This is a genomic window from Pseudonocardia sp. NPDC049154, from assembly GCF_040648315.1.
Classification (GTDB): Bacteria; Actinomycetota; Actinomycetes; order Mycobacteriales; family Pseudonocardiaceae; genus Pseudonocardia.
On sequence record NZ_JBEZDN010000016.1, the window covers coordinates 54,229 to 68,093 of the forward strand.

General features: G+C 72.3%; 16 protein-coding genes. 11 read left to right on the forward strand and 5 right to left on the reverse strand.

Annotated features, from left to right (window positions below; all coding sequences use genetic code 11):
- Positions 1-242: 242 nt before the first annotated feature.
- From AB0B41_RS11550 to AB0B41_RS11565, 4 genes are all read right to left on the reverse strand, one after another.
- Positions 243-560 carry a DUF2795 domain-containing protein gene (locus AB0B41_RS11550; protein ID WP_358201731.1) on the reverse strand — a complete coding sequence of 106 codons (318 nt, stop codon included), beginning with the start codon at positions 558-560 and terminating at the stop codon, positions 243-245.
- Positions 561-612: 52 nt separating this feature from the next.
- Positions 613-780, reverse strand: a complete 168-nt coding sequence (locus AB0B41_RS11555) for a 4a-hydroxytetrahydrobiopterin dehydratase (protein WP_358201733.1) — start codon at positions 778-780, stop codon at positions 613-615.
- A gap of 117 nt (positions 781-897) precedes the next feature.
- Positions 898-1,194: a DUF2267 domain-containing protein gene (locus tag AB0B41_RS11560; protein ID WP_358201736.1), complete on the reverse strand. Its 297-nt coding sequence runs from the start codon at positions 1,192-1,194 to the stop codon at positions 898-900.
- Positions 1,195-1,414: 220 nt separating this feature from the next.
- The gene (locus tag AB0B41_RS11565) at positions 1,415-2,428 is read right to left on the reverse strand and encodes a helix-turn-helix transcriptional regulator (RefSeq protein WP_358201738.1); all 1,014 of its coding nucleotides are present in this window, start codon (positions 2,426-2,428) and stop codon (positions 1,415-1,417) included.
- 211 nt (positions 2,429-2,639) lie between these two features.
- On the opposite strand from AB0B41_RS11565, the gene AB0B41_RS11570 reads away from it, so the two are divergent.
- The 10 genes from AB0B41_RS11570 (at position 2,640) to AB0B41_RS11615 (ending at position 11,915) form a co-directional block, all read left to right on the forward strand.
- Entirely contained in the window at positions 2,640-3,572 is a 933-nt protein-coding gene (locus tag AB0B41_RS11570) for a LysR family transcriptional regulator (protein WP_358201740.1), read from the forward strand.
- 729 nt (positions 3,573-4,301) lie between these two features.
- Entirely contained in the window at positions 4,302-5,462 is a 1,161-nt protein-coding gene (locus tag AB0B41_RS11575) for a glutathione-independent formaldehyde dehydrogenase (RefSeq protein WP_358201743.1), read from the forward strand.
- A 1-nt stretch (position 5,463) separates the two neighbouring features.
- Positions 5,464-6,039 carry a type 1 glutamine amidotransferase domain-containing protein gene (locus AB0B41_RS11580; protein ID WP_358201745.1) on the forward strand — a complete coding sequence of 192 codons (576 nt, stop codon included), beginning with the start codon at positions 5,464-5,466 and terminating at the stop codon, positions 6,037-6,039.
- Positions 6,040-6,171: 132 nt separating this feature from the next.
- The gene (locus AB0B41_RS11585) at positions 6,172-6,522 is read left to right on the forward strand and encodes a hypothetical protein (protein ID WP_358201747.1); all 351 of its coding nucleotides are present in this window, start codon (positions 6,172-6,174) and stop codon (positions 6,520-6,522) included.
- Positions 6,523-6,621: 99 nt separating this feature from the next.
- Positions 6,622-7,029 carry a hypothetical protein gene (locus AB0B41_RS11590; RefSeq protein ID WP_358201749.1) on the forward strand — a complete coding sequence of 136 codons (408 nt, stop codon included), beginning with the start codon at positions 6,622-6,624 and terminating at the stop codon, positions 7,027-7,029.
- 384 nt (positions 7,030-7,413) lie between these two features.
- Positions 7,414-7,956 carry an SRPBCC family protein gene (locus tag AB0B41_RS11595; protein WP_358201752.1) on the forward strand — a complete coding sequence of 181 codons (543 nt, stop codon included), beginning with the start codon at positions 7,414-7,416 and terminating at the stop codon, positions 7,954-7,956.
- On the forward strand, positions 7,953-9,128 hold the full coding sequence (locus AB0B41_RS11600) for a zinc-dependent alcohol dehydrogenase (RefSeq protein WP_358201754.1): 1,176 nt from the start codon (positions 7,953-7,955) through the stop codon (positions 9,126-9,128). The genes AB0B41_RS11595 and AB0B41_RS11600 overlap by 4 nt, the downstream gene beginning before the upstream one ends.
- A gap of 235 nt (positions 9,129-9,363) precedes the next feature.
- On the forward strand, positions 9,364-10,509 hold the full coding sequence (locus AB0B41_RS11605) for a hypothetical protein (RefSeq protein WP_358201756.1): 1,146 nt from the start codon (positions 9,364-9,366) through the stop codon (positions 10,507-10,509).
- Positions 10,510-10,657: 148 nt separating this feature from the next.
- Positions 10,658-11,407, forward strand: coding sequence for an alpha/beta hydrolase (locus AB0B41_RS11610; RefSeq protein ID WP_358201758.1), 750 nt, complete (start codon positions 10,658-10,660; stop codon positions 11,405-11,407).
- A 124-nt stretch (positions 11,408-11,531) separates the two neighbouring features.
- Entirely contained in the window at positions 11,532-11,915 is a 384-nt protein-coding gene (locus AB0B41_RS11615) for a VOC family protein (protein WP_358201761.1), read from the forward strand.
- A gap of 63 nt (positions 11,916-11,978) precedes the next feature.
- Here the strand turns inward: AB0B41_RS11615 and AB0B41_RS11620 are convergent, their stop codons facing one another.
- Positions 11,979-13,025 (reverse strand): DUF2332 domain-containing protein, encoded by a 1,047-nt coding sequence (locus AB0B41_RS11620; RefSeq protein ID WP_358201763.1) that lies wholly within the window; start codon positions 13,023-13,025, stop codon positions 11,979-11,981.
- A gap of 156 nt (positions 13,026-13,181) precedes the next feature.
- Between AB0B41_RS11620 and AB0B41_RS11625 the strand changes: the two genes are divergently transcribed.
- Entirely contained in the window at positions 13,182-13,802 is a 621-nt protein-coding gene (locus tag AB0B41_RS11625; protein WP_358201764.1) for a GyrI-like domain-containing protein, read from the forward strand.
- The last annotated feature ends 63 nt before the right edge of the window (positions 13,803-13,865 follow it).

Below are 13,865 nucleotides of genomic sequence, written 5' to 3' on the forward strand. Positions count from 1 at the left end.
ACGGAGCAACGCCGCGCGACGGAACAGTCGCGATGTGATCGCCGCACCGGAGGACGTACGGAACCGGTCGAGCGACCAGCGGGAGGGCGATCGACCTGTTCCGGCCCGGCGACGGTCCGGTGGAGCCGCCGGCGGAAGACAGCGAGATCGTCGGCGCAGCCTGCGATCCGGGACCGACCTACGAGACGGCGCCGCGGACCTGAAGCCCGCCGCCGTCGGAAGCGGGCAGTCGGATTCGGGACTCAGCCGGAATGCCGGGTGCCGTCGCCCCGGTCCTCCCGGGGCTCGCGCATGTGCTCTGCGACGCCGGCGGGGGTGCGCGTGCGGGCCTGCTCGGCCGCCCGGCTCGCCGACCGGCCCGCTGCGGGGTCGCCGGGCACCGACCGCGCGACCTCCGCGCGGTTGCGGTACTCGACCGGCGGGATGGCCCGGAGGCTGCGGATCACCGCCTCGGGTGCTCCCGCCTGCTCGGCGGCGGCGACCAGCACCTCCTTACCGGCCGGGTAGTCGACGTCCCCCAGGTACCGCAGGACCTGGTCAGGGGTGATCGCATCGGTCACGGGGCTAGCCTTCCTGGTCGCGGCCGTCGGGTGTCCGGCGGGCCGGGGTAGGTCAGCCGGAGGACCCGAGCGCGGCGATGGCCGCGTCGATCCGCCGGGCGAGCTCGACGTCCATGTCGGTCACACGGTCGAGCGAATGCGTCCAGAGCTCGAAGGTGACCGCGTCCTGCTGTTGCTCGACGCGCGCGTGGTGGGTCAGAGGGTGAGAACAGCTCCTCACCGTCCGGCAGTCCCCGGGCGAGGACGCTGGCCAGTTCTGGTTCGGAGCCGGCCAGCGTGGACAGGACCGCCTGGGTGTAGAAGCGGGCCCGCTCGGCCGGGCATTGGGACCGGGCGCTCACCGCGGAGACCAGGGCGGCGACGCTGTCGTGGTGCAGAGCCTGCCCCCGGATCTCGGCGGCGCCCTGGAGGGAGCCGGGCAGGACCGCGGCCCCCGGTCGCGGTCGGGCTCCTCCAGCGACGCGGCGACGGCGGCGATGAGCCCGCCCGGGAGCTGCGCGGCGAGGTCCTGGGCCTCACCCCCGGTGATGCGGTCGGCGAGTGTCCGAAGCGTGGCATGCTCGATCCGCTCCGCTGTCTCCTCGGGCAGCCCGGCCCGCTCGGCCGTGGTCTTCGTGAACGTTGCGTAGTCCATGTCTGCTCCCGGCGGCGCAGTCCAGCGCCGGTCGTAGGATTCCGTCGTGCGACCGCGGCTCAGACGCTAGGACCGGTCGAGGCGAGTGGGCATCGGTCGATCGGCCGATGTCGTCCTCCGGGGACGACACTCCCCGCTTCCACGAGCCCTGCGCCGGCCGGTCCCGGTCCCCGGCCCGCGGGAGGGTCTCGCTACGGCCGGTCCGTGCTCCGGCGCCGACTCACTCATCGGCGCGCGGGGCCGGAACGTAGAGGCCGCCTCGTTCTGCGCGGACCGCGGCGAGGGTCCTCGTCGGTGCCCCGAGCTTGCCGAGGATGTGCTCCAGGTGGGCGGCCACGGTCCGTGGAGCCACCACCAGCGTACGGGCGATCTCCTGGTTGGAGCACCCCTCGACCAGGAGGCCCAGCACTTCCAGTTCCCGCGGGGTGAGCCCGTGGAGGTCGGTCGCCGGTGACAGCAGGGCCAGAGCGGTCAACCCCGGCGGTGCGTCCTCGGGTGCCGCCAGGACGGTGACGCGCACGTGCCCGCCCGGGGCGTGGGAGCCGCCCACCGGCCAGAGGAACGACTCGTAGACGTGCCCGTCGCCGATGCGCTCACGTGCGGCGGCCAGGACGGGGGAGCGGGGGACCAGCAGCGCGTCCGCCGGAAGGCCCGGCAGCGCCTGGCAGCCGCCGTCCGCGCGGAGCACCACGCCGGCCGCGGCCCCCCGCACCAGGCGTGCGGCGGTGAGGAGTGAACGCATCGGGTCGATGCCGTGCGCGAGCACCGGCCCGAGCCGCCCGAGCCGGCGACGCGTGACCGGGGACGGTGGGTGCCGGTCGCCGGACAGCAGCGCGAGGCAGCCGACGTGCCGCCCCGCTGGTGCGAACAGGGCGAGGACCAGCGCCTCGTGGATCCCGGACGGGATCAGGCACTCGGCCCAGGTCGGCAGCTCCTCGGCCGGGTAGGGCAGGTCCGACGGGCTCAACGGGGGACGTGCCCGGTCGGTGCCGGTGACCTCGATGTCCCGCGCCATCAGCGGGCCGGAGAGGAACTCCACGGTCGGGCCGTCGAGGTCGACGCTCGCCAGGGAGTGGTAGCCGTGGCCCAGCGGGTCGGCGAGCGCCAGCCATGCACCGTCGAACGGAACCAGCCGGCGGAGGACCTGAAGCAGGGCCTGCGCGCGCTCGGAGGTGGTGCCGGCCGAATCGGCGGTCTCGGCGAGCAGCAGCTCACCGGCCTGGCGCGAGCGCATGTGTGCCCTCCAATAAAGTCCCCGGTAGCGGCTCGATCCCGGCCATCACCGAATCGGCTGCTCGACGGGGCGGGGAGGATACCGATCAGATACTCATACCTCGGGAAGCAGGATGACTACCACGTGCTCCGTGACGTAAAAACGACAGGCCTGTGAGTCCCAGCCTCACACGTCGACCGCCCGGTTCCTGTCTCCGGCGGTAGCCTGCCCTGTGGACCTGCGCCAGCTCAGGTACTTCCTCACCGTGGCCGAGGAGCGCCGCTTCTCCGCTGCCGCGCGCCGGTTGCACATCGCCGCTCCGTCGCTCTCACAGCAGATCCGTGCGCTGGAGCGGGACCTGCGCGTCACGCTCTTCGATCGCACTCCTCGCGGGGCCGAGCTGACGCCGGCGGGGCACGTCCTGGCGGAGCGGGCGCGGGTGATCCTGGCCGAGGTCGACCGTGCCCGCGAGGACGTGCGATCCGCAAGGCCCTCGGGGCAGGAGCAGGTGACCCTGCGGGTCTGCACGATGGCCGACCGGGTCCTCGGTGGCCCGCTGCGAGCGGTGGGACTCGCCATACCGGGCGTCGAGGTCTTCGTGACGTCCAGCCCGGGGGACGATGCCGTCGAGGCGGTCCGGCAGGGACGGGCCGATGCAGCGGTCGTCTGGAGCCGGCCGCAGGAGCACCGTGACCTCGACGGTGTCGTCCTCGGTTCGGTGCTGTTCGGCGTCGTCCTGCCGCTGGGACACCCGCTCGCCGACCGGGCGCAGATCCTGGTGGCGAGTCTCGGTCACGAACCCCTAGTGATGTTCCCGTGGTCCCCCTTCGCCGGCATCTGGCAGCGCACGGTGGACCACCTGCTGCCGAGGGGAGCGCGGCCGGGGCAGGTCGTCGTCGAGTCGGACCTCATCAACAGTCCCGAGGCGATGGTGCGAGCCGTCGCAGCGGGGTCCGGCGTCGCCCCGGGGATCCTCGGGGTCGCCGAACACATGGATGTCAGCGGGATCGTCGTGCGGCCGCTCGATCCGCCGTTGTTCGTCGACCTGGAGGTCGTCTGGCGCCGGCCGGCCCGCCCCGCCGTCCGCCGCCTCGTCGACTTCCTCGTCGAGGCGGTCGACGCCCCGGAGGTCCTCGTCTCGGCTCCTCGTCGCCTGGGTGGGTGAACACGGAGCCACCGGTCGTGGGTTCCGGTCCAGGGCCTGCCGCCGGAGTAGACGATGCCCTGGCCCAGCAACAGCGTGGGACAGGCGGTGCCGGGCCGCCATCAGATCCGCGCGGACGTCCTCGTGGGCCCGGACCAGATCCCGGGCGGTCTCCTGCTCGCGCTCGGGACGGCCACCGCCACGATCTCGCCCAGGTGCAGCAGCCGGGCCAGGTGCCCGGCGTCGCGGCGGTCGGTCTTGACCCGGTCCCCGCACGGGCGCGCTGCAGCTTCGACGGCGCCGCCACCTGACAGTCGATGCCTTCATCGGCCAGAAACCGGGCCAGCCCGAACCCGGTCGGGCCGGCTTCATAGATCGTCGCGACCGGGCAAGAAAAGTGGCGGGGGCCGTGGCTCGCGGCGGAACGGATGCCCTCCATGGCAACGGTCGGTGACCGTTCCGGTCATCGGCAGAGCGACCCATTTCGGCGACGGCGGCCGGTCACCCGCACTCCGGGGCACGTGCCCCCGGGCATCCGGTCGCTCAGGACACGCACTCCGACGCACCCGGTGTCGTGGCGCGGTCCCGGGTCCGACCTCCGTCGGCAGGGCGATCCGTCCCGGTTGCGCGGTCTGTGACCGGGTCCGGTATCGGCATGTCTGCCGATACCGGACCCCATGCTGCGCCGGGTGCAATGAGGGCCCGATCCGAGCCCGGAGCGGTGGGACGCATCTGCGATGAGGAGGCAACGTGAAGGCAGTGGTCTACGAGGGGCCGCGTCAGGTCAGCGTCAAGGAGGTGCCGGACGCGCAGATCGAGCGGCCGACCGACGTCCTGGTGCGGATCACGTCGGCGAACATCTGTGGCTCGGACCTGCACATGTACGAGGGTCGGACCGACTTCGAGCCCGGCCGCTCATTCGGGCACGAGAATCTGGGCCAGGTGGTCGAGGTCGGGGACGGGGTCGACAAGGTCCAGGTGGGGGAGTACGTCGTCCTGCCGTTCAACATCTCGTGCGGGCACTGCAAGAACTGCGAGCGCCAGCTCACGAACTACTGCCTGACCGCGCAGCCGGAGCCGAACATGGCCGGTGCTGCGTACGGCTTCGCCGACATGGGCCCGTACGCCGGGGGACAGGCCGAGCTGCTGCGCGTGCCCTGGGGTGACTTCAACTGTCTGCGGCTCGGGGAGGATGCCGAGCAGCGGCAGACCGACTACGTGATGCTCGCCGACATCTTCCCGACGGGCTACCACGCGACCGAGATGGCCGGCGTGCAGCCCGGCGACCAGACGGTCATCTACGGCGCGGGACCGGTCGGGCTGATGGCAGCCCTCTCGGCGACCATCCGAGGGGCCGGCAAGGTGATGGTCGTCGACCGGCACCCGGACCGGCTGAGGCTGGCCGAGTCGATCGGGGCGATCGCCATCGACGACTCGAAGGTCGATCCGGTGCAGGCAGTCCTCGACGAGACGATGGGGCTGGGCGCGGACAACGGCTGCGAGTGCGTCGGCTACCAGGCGCACGAGCCCGACGGCGAGGAGCGAGCCAACCTGACGATGAACCGGCTGGTCGCCTCGGTGCGCTTCACCGGGAGGATCGGCAACGTCGGCGTCTTCGTGCCCCAGGACCCCGGGGCCAGTGACGAGCTGGCGAAGCAGGGCAAGCTCGCGTTCGACTACGGCATGTTCTGGTTCAAGGGCCAGCACATCGGCAGCGGCCAGGCGCCGGTCAAGAAGTACAACCGGCAGCTGCGTGACCTCATCGCCGCTGGCAAGGCCGAGCCGTCGTTCATCGTGAGCCACGAGCTGCCCCTCGACCGCGCGCCGGAGGCCTACGAGCACTTCGACAAGCGGGACGACGGCTGGACGAAGGTCGTCCTGCACCCGGCGACGGCGGGGGCGGGTGCCTGACATGGCTGGAGTGCTGGACGGACGCCGGGTCGCCATCCTCGCGGCCGACGGGGTGGAGCGGGTCGAGCTGGAGCGGCCGCGGCAGGCGCTGGAGGACGCCGGCGCCAGCACCGTCGTCGTCTCCATCACCAGCGGCGAGATCCAGGCGCGCGACCACGACCTCGAGGACGCCGGCACCTTCGGGGTCGACCAGCTGGTCGGCGCGGTGTCGGTCGACGACTACGCGGCGCTGCTCCTTCCGGGTGGGACGGTGAACCCGGACAAGTTGCGGATGGAACCCGCCGCGGTGCAGTTCGTCCGGGACTTCGTCCGGTCGGGCAAGCCCGTCGCCTCGATCTGCCACGGCCCGTGGAACTTCGTCGAGGCCGACGTCGCGCGCGGCCGCCGGCTGACCTCGTGGCCGAGCGTGCGCACCGACCTGCGCAACGCCGGGGCGGAGGTGGTCGACGAGCAGGTCGTCACCGACGGCAACATCACCACGAGCCGATCGCCCGACGACCTGCCGGCCTTCTGCGAGCGCATCGTGCAGGAGTTCGCCAACGCTCCGCAGTCCGCCGGCGCGGGAGGTCGAGCGTGACGTCGGCCATCGGGAACGTGGTCCCTCGCCGCCCGCGCCGGCGGGAGCGTCGTCTGCCAGGTCCGGTCGGCCATCGACCCGTCCGCGGCCCGGCCGGCCGGCGCGAGCCGACCGGCGTCCGGGCGGCTCGTGGTGACCGTGCTCCGCGAGCCGTCCGACATCGACACCGCGGAGCTGCCCGCACCCCTGGCCGAGTTCGGCGAACAGATCGAGGTCCGGGTCAGCCCGGCCGCCGACGGCAAGGGAACCGAGCTGGCGGCCCGGCGGCGCGACCTGCCGTCCTCGGGCACCGCCGTGAGCCGGCTGAACGGCAGCGACCCGCTGGCCGACCTGCGGTCCGCGCTGCGCCGGGCCAAGCAGCTCATCGAGGTGGGTGAGGTGTTGGCGGTCGACCCCGCACCGCACGGCAAGCGGACGGCTACCCCCGGCGGCGTGCTGCTGGAGGCCTGGACCAGGGTGGCGCCCAGGGCAGGTGTGCGGTGAAGGCGGTGACCTGGCGCGGCGTCAACGAGATCGGCGTCGAGGACGTCCCCGAGCCCACGATCCTCAATGATCACGACATCATCCTCGAGGTAGGGCTGAGTGCGACCTGCGGCTCGGACCTGCACCTGGTGGGCGGCTACATCCCTGCAGACCGACCGACCCGCGGCGGTGCGCGAGGCGATCTACGCCTGCCGCAAGGGCGGGACGGTGTTCACCCTGGGCGTCTTCGCCGGCCTGGTGGACAAGTTCCCTCTCGGCGCGGTGATGAACAAGGCGCTGACTCTGCGTGGCGCCCAGCAGCACGGGCACCGCTACATCCCGGAGATCCTCGACCGCATGAGCAGGGACGAGGTGAAGACCGAGCACCTCGCCACCCACGTGATGCCGCTCGACGACGGGCCGAGGGGCTACCGGATGTTCAAGGACAAGGAGGACGGGTGCGTCCGTGCTGTGTTCCGTCCGGGGGGTGAGGCGCTGACCGGCGGACCGCCCCGGCGCCGAGCCTGACGGCGGGCCGGCGCCGGGGCGGCCCCTCATCGGCGCGGTGCGAAGTTGCCGGGTGAGCGTCGCACCCGGTAGGGCGGCGGTGGCAGCTCCGGCGGGCCGCCGGCCCGTCGTTGCGCCACCTGCTGGTGCCCGGCTTGACCGTAGTGAGCCTTCCTCGGTGATGGTGACCACGTCCTCGCCTCGAGTACGACCGGCTGCACTATTCCGCGGCGAGGTGTCCCGCGACCGTGGTGGAGCGCCGCACGGGCATGCCCGGGACCGGGCCGAATTGCAGCGCCGGTACAGGTGTGGGAAGGCGTGCGGGTGGTACGTCGGGCGCTTGTTGCAGTCCCTCCCCGTCTGCAACGGCCGTGTCGACCGGACCTGGACGTGCAAGGAGGCTCGATGGATCTGACAGCGACGACGACGGTGCGCAGACCTGTACCGGAGGTGTACGGGTTCTGGCGTCTCCTGGAGAACCTGCCGACGTTCATGGAGCACCTCGACGAGGTGCGGACGACGGGCGAGAAGACCAGCAGATGGATGGCGAGCGCCCCGTTCGACCGCACGGTCGAGTGGGAAGCGGTGGTGACCGAGGACGTGGCGAACGAGCGGATCGGGTGGCGCTCGGCCGAGGAGGCCGACGTTGCGAACCAGGGCACGGTGTCCTTCGTCCTCGCGCCCGACGGGGTGAGCACCGAGATACACGTGCGGCTGGTCTACGACATCGGGGCGGGGAAGCTGGGCAAGGCCGTCGCGAAGTACTTCGGGGAGGAGCCCTCCCAGCAGCTCGACGACGACCTGCGCCGGCTCAAGCAGGTCCTGGAGGCCGGTGAGGTCGTGCGCTCGGACGGCGCGCCGTGGGGCAAGCGGGCGCGCAAGGAGTTCCCGCAGCGCCCGGCCCAGCCGCTGACGACCGAGGAACGGCGGGAGGTGCTGGGGGTATGAGGGCGAACTGCTGGGCCGGCCGCAACGAGGTCGAGGTCCGGGACGTGCCGGATCCGGCCATCCTGAACAGCCGCGACGCGATCGTGCGGATCACCTCGACGGCGATCTGCGGCTCGGATCTGCACCTGCTCGACGGGTACGTGCCGACGATGCAGGACGGCGACATCCTGGGCCACGAGTTCATGGGCGAGGTCGTCGAGGTCGGCGCCGGTGTCGATCCGGCGCGACTGCGGGTCGGTGATCGCGTGGTGGTGCCCTTCCCGATCGCCTGCGGTGCGTGCGGGGCCTGCGCGGCGCAGCTGTACTCCTGCTGCGAGAACAGCAACCCGAACGCCGGGATCGCGGAGAAGATGTTCGGCCACCCCGTGGCCGGGCTGTTCGGCTATTCGCATCTGACCGGCGGGTTCGCCGGTGGGCAGGCGCAGTACGCCCGCGTCCCGTTCGCCGACGTGGGACCGCTGAAGATCGAGTCCGAGCTCCTCGACGAGCAGGTGCTCTTCCTGTCCGACATCCTGCCCACCGGCTACATGGGGGCCGAGATGTGCGACATCTCGCCCAGTGATGTGGTCGCCGTGTGGGGCGCGGGTCCGGTCGGCCAGTTCGCCATGGACAGCGCCCGGGTGCTCGGCGCCGCGTCGGTGATCGCGATCGACAAGGAGCCGTACCGGTTGCGGATGGCCGAGCAGGCCGGGCACATCCCGGTGAACTTCGAGGAGGTCGACGTCCGGTCCCGGTTGCTGGAGCTCTCCGGCGGCCGTGGCCCGGACAAGTGCATCGACGCCGTCGGGTTGGAGGCCACCCACGGCAGCGCGCACATCCACGCCTTCGACCGCGTCAAGCAGGCCGTCCGGTCGGAGACCGACCGCCCCCACGCGTTGCGCCAGGCGATCCTGTCCTGTCGGAGCGGCGGGATCGTGTCGGTCATCGGGGTGTACGGGGGGATGGTGGACAAGTTCCCGGCCGGGGCCTGGATGAACCGGTCACTGACGCTGCGGACGGGCCAGTGTCACGTGCAGCGGTACATGACGCCGCTGCTGCGGCGGATCGAGCGCGGCGAGCTCGACCCGACGCGGGTCATCACCCACCGGCTGTCGCTGGAGGAGGCGCCGCACGGCTACGACATCTTCAAGAACAAGCAGGAGGACTGCGAGAAGGTCGTCCTCACACCCTGACGGGGGTTGCTCGGGGAGGGTGGCGGCCGGGTCCTGCCCGCCACCGCCGAGTCGAAGCGGCGCTCGGCAGGTCGGCGGGTGAGCGCGCGCAGCGGGGGTAGTGGGTGCGGCATGACCAGTGCTCGAGGCCGCGATGGTGCGGTCGTGCTGGGTCTGTCCCGCCGAGCGCGTGACGGGGCGCGCGCATCGGCGGCATCGGCGGCATCGGCGCCTCGACGAGCCAAGGAGGGGCGTGATGGACGACCGAGCACATGACCGTTCACCCGACGAGACGGGCGGCGGCGAGCCCACCCGAGGGGGTCGACAACGCGGCCGCCGGGTCCGGGTCGGTCTGTTGGCCGATCCCGGTGTGCCCACCGATCTCGCCGCCGCCCTCGTGCCAGACCTGCCCGGGGTGCTGGCCGCGCAGGTCGACGACGCGACCACCTGGGTCGTGAGCACCGAGACCCACGAGATCCCGCTCGACGAGCAGGGCCTGGTCCCGCTGGAGTCGCTCGCGCAGGAGCACCGCGAGCGCCAGGAGTGGGACCTCATGATCGTGGTGACCGACCTGCCCCGCCGCGTGGGGACCCGCCCCGTCGCCACCGTGCTGATCACGCGCGCGCACGGCGGGATGGTCTCGCTGCCCGGGCTCGGAGCCCTGGGCGTGCACCGGCGGGCACGCCGGGCCATCGTGCACCTCGTACGGGCACTCACCGGGCACGACCACAGCTCCGACGGGGAACGCCCCCCGGACATCCCGCGGTTGAGCCCGCTGCGCCACATCAGCGCCGAAGACGACACCGACGCACATCTCGCCCTGGTCGGGCTGCGCGGCAGGCTGCGGCTGCTCGCCGGGATGGTGCGCGACAACCGCCCGTGGCGGCTGGTCCCCCACCTGTCCAGCGCCACCGCGGCGGCCGCCGCGACCGGCGCCTACGCCGTCGTGACCACCAGCTTCTGGACGATGGCGATCTCGCTGTCGCCGCTGCGGCTGCTGCTCATCTCCCTGGTCGCGATCCTGGCCATGGCGACCTGGCTGATCACCTACAACCACCTCTGGGACCGCCCGGACGACCGGGACGCCCGGGCGAAGGCGGTGCTCTACAACGCCGCCACCGCAATCACGATCATCTTCGGGGTCACCTGCATGTACGTGCTCCTCTACCTCGCCGCGCTGCTCGCCGCGCTCGCATTGATCGATCCCGGCTACTTCTCCTCCCAGCTGCACCGACCCGCCTCGTTCGGCACCTACCTCAAGCTGGTGTGGCTGGCGAGCTCGGTCGGCATCGTGGCCGGCGCGCTCGGCTCCAGCCTGGAGAGCGAGGAGGCCGTCCGGGACGCCACCTACGGCAAACGAGAACGCGAACGGCGACGCGGCCGCAAGGCGAGTTCGAAGTAACTGCAGCGACCACATGGGGCCCTCGGGACCCAGGGCGCCGAGGTCAGAGCTTCCATCGCCCGGAAGGCGCCGCCAAGGGCCGAGCCGTCACATACTCCATGGCGTGCGCCGACTCCTGACCCGGCGAAGCGACCAGACGGAGTACCTGGTGACGGATGAGGAAGCCGCTGCGGGCGGGGAGGACCGTTCGATCCTGACGCGGCCTGCGCCCGAGCCGGACGAGGTTCGGAGGTACGGCGACGAGCGCGACCAGCTGGTCGAGATCTACCGCGGCGGTACGGAGGCGGCTGAGCGCCCGGTGCTCTGTCTGATCCACGGCGGCTTCTGGCGGCCTGCCTACGACCGGACGCATCTGCGGCCGCTCGCGTCGGCGCTGCGCGAGGAGGGCCGGACGGTGGTGTCCGTGGAGTACCGGCGGGTGCCGGGCGACCCCGACGCGTCGACGACCGACATCCGGGCGGCACTGGTGCTCGCGACGGAGGTCGGCGGCCGGATCGTCGTTGCGGGGCACTCCGCCGGCGGGCACCTCGCCCTCTGGGCCGCGGCATCGGCGCCGCCACCGGGGTTGGTCGCCACCGTCGCGCTCGCCCCGGTGGCGGACCTGGTCGCGGCCCATCGGGCTGGGCTGGGTGACGGTGCGGTGAGGGCCTTCGTGGGCGCTGGTCCGGACTCCCGTCCAGACCTCGACCCGGTCCGGCTGGGTCCCGTCGGGTCCCCGCTGACGATCGTCCACGGCGGGCGGGACGCGATCGTGCCGCCGGCGCAGGCCTGTCGGTTCGCGGACGCTCACCCGGGAACCGAGGTCGTCGTCGTCCCCGGTACGGGGCATTTCGCGTTGATCGATCCGCTGTCGCCGGCCTGGCCCGTGGTCCGCGCGCGGCTGGTCGAGCCCGTGTGACTCAGGTGACGGCGGAGCCGCCTGCGCGCTCCCGACGGGGACTTCTCGCCGATCGACGGCATGCTGGGCCTCTCGAGCGGCTCAGGAGACCGCCACTGGCACGCGACGGGGAAGGGATCCCAGCATGAAGATCGACCGGCTCGACCACTTCGTCCTCACGGTCGCCGACCTGGACGCGACGATCGGTTTCTACACGCAGGTCCTGGGCATGGAGGAGATCACCTTCAAGGGGCGCAAGGCGCTCGCCTTCGGCCGCTCGAAGATCAACCTGCACGAGGCCGGGCACTCGTTCACGCCGTACGCGGACAAGCCCACCCCGGGCAGCGCCGACGTCTGCCTCATCCTCGACGGCAGCCTCGACGACGCCGTCGCCGACCTCGAGGCCGCCGGCGTGCCGATCGAGGAGGGACCGGTCGACCGCACCGGCGCCACGGGCCCCATCCGCAGCGTCTACATCCGCGACCCGGACAAGAACCTCGTCGAGCTCAGCCTCTACCAGGACCGCTGAGCGAGCGCGCTCTCCTGCTGCGGGCGGGCGATTCTCCGTGCACGATGCTCCGGCGTGCGTCCGCTACGGCTGCGGCTCTCCTGCCAGCCACGCCAGCATGCGGCCCCGCGACCAACTGCGGCCGACGGCCTCGGCGTGCAGGGCCGATCCGTCGAACACCGCCAGGCCGATGATGCTGTGGCCGGATGCGCGGCGATCGCCGAGCGTCGGGATCGCCGGTGCCACGCCCACTCCTTCCGCCGACACCCACGCCACCGGTCGTCCGGCCGCCGCGTCGTCGAGGCGGTGCAGGAAGCGCAGGCGACCCTCGGGCGGGAGCCGCGACAACGCCCATGTCGTGGTGACGACGGGCAGGGCGTCCGCGGGCACGCGGGCGAAGGCGTCGGGCAGCACCTCGACGACATCCCCGCGCAGCAGCAGCGGCGGGGCCGTCGCGGCCAACGCCATCTCCGCGTCGAGCCTCGCGATCCTGTCCGGCTGATCCGGCGGCACGCAGGCGCGTAACCACCGGGCGTCGTCCCTGTCGGTCACGTCGATCGGATCGAGGTCGACGCCGACCCGGGCGACGACCTCGGGCACTGCGCGCGCCGGGACGGGCCGGTTCCCCACGATCGAACACGACATCTGCACGGGGGACGACGGGGCGCCCAGCGACTGTCCGTTGCTGTACGTGATGCCGACGCGATCGACACTGAGGTTGAGCCCGGCCGAACAGCCCACGTCGATCAGTCCGATCGGGCTCGCGCCCACCCGGCGCGCCGCCTCGGCGACGGCCGGATACAGCACGGCGCAGCGTCCGGTCTCGGTCGGCCGCGGCGGCCGGCGCACGGCGGCGGCCACCACCGCGTCGGTCGTCCGCAGCAGCGTGTCGATCGCCGCGCCGGCGGCGGCGTCGCCGTCCGAAGCGGCGTAGGCCGCGGCGAGCGCCGGCGCACGTCCGGCGAGGGCCAGGTCCTGCAGCGCAGCGAGGATCACCGCGGGGTGCCGCGAGCGCGCCGGTGCCGCCTCGACGGCACGCAGCGCCTCCTCGGACTCGCTCAGGGCGACGGCGACGCGCTCGTACAGCGGCGACGTCCCGGCGGCCTCGTTCTCGCCGAAGCGTCGGTACACCTCGGCGAGGGGGCGAGCTCTACCCACGGTTGCGGCGCTTCCTGCGGTCGGCCCCCGGCATCCCGACGATCCTAGTGAGCGGCATGATCAGGGCGCGCGTGACGGACGGGTCTCCCGGCGTCCGCACACTCGTGACCAGCATCGTCAGGAGGGCCCGTGGCCACCAAAGTGGACCTGAAGCGGGAGTTGCCGTGCTACCGGGCCCGGCGCGACTCGCCGGAGGTGCTGGACGTGCCGGACCTGCGGTACCTGATGATCGACGGCCACGGCGACCCGAACACCCCGGTGTACGAGGCCGCGGTCTCGGCGCTCTACCCCCTCGCCTACGCGCTCAAGTTCGCCAGCAGGACGGAGCTCGGCCGCGACTACGTCGTGATGCCGCTGGAAGGTCTCTGGTGGGCCGAGGACATGGGCGCCTTCACCGCGGCGCGGGACAAGGCGCGGTGGGACTGGACCCTCATGATCATGGTGCCCGACTGGACCACGGAAGAGATGTTCGACGCGGCCGTCGAGAAGATCGCCTCGAAGGCGCCGCCCACGCGGCTGGCCGACGTCCGCATGGAGACCCTGGCGGAAGGACGGTGCGTCCAGGCTCTCCACGTCGGCCCCTACGACGGCGAGGCAGAACTGCTGCGACGCATGCACCACGAGTTCATCCCGCAGCACGGCCTCACCATGGCCGGCAAGCACCACGAGATCTATCTGAGCGACCCGCGGCGGGCCGACCCGTCGAGGCTGCGGACCATCCTTCGGCAGCCGGTGGCCGACGCCTCCTGAGCACGGCCCTCGACGACGCCCGGGTGCGCGATGCTGGCCGGAGACCGTCACGAGTCCCGGGGG

Excerpts from the sequence above, each read along its gene's own strand:
- AB0B41_RS11560 (WP_358201736.1), bottom strand. The coding sequence starts at position 1,194 with ATGGACTACGCAACGTTCACGAAGACCACGGCCGAGCGGGCCGGGCTG.
- AB0B41_RS11565 (WP_358201738.1), bottom strand. The coding sequence starts at position 2,428 with ATGCGCTCGCGCCAGGCCGGTGAGCTGCTGCTCGCCGAGACCGCCGAT.
- AB0B41_RS11580 (WP_358201745.1), top strand. The coding sequence starts at position 5,464 with ATGGCTGGAGTGCTGGACGGACGCCGGGTCGCCATCCTCGCGGCCGAC.
- AB0B41_RS11595 (WP_358201752.1), top strand. The coding sequence starts at position 7,414 with ATGGATCTGACAGCGACGACGACGGTGCGCAGACCTGTACCGGAGGTG.
- AB0B41_RS11600 (WP_358201754.1), top strand. The coding sequence starts at position 7,953 with ATGAGGGCGAACTGCTGGGCCGGCCGCAACGAGGTCGAGGTCCGGGAC.
- AB0B41_RS11605 (WP_358201756.1), top strand. The coding sequence starts at position 9,364 with ATGGACGACCGAGCACATGACCGTTCACCCGACGAGACGGGCGGCGGC.
- AB0B41_RS11615 (WP_358201761.1), top strand. The coding sequence starts at position 11,532 with ATGAAGATCGACCGGCTCGACCACTTCGTCCTCACGGTCGCCGACCTG.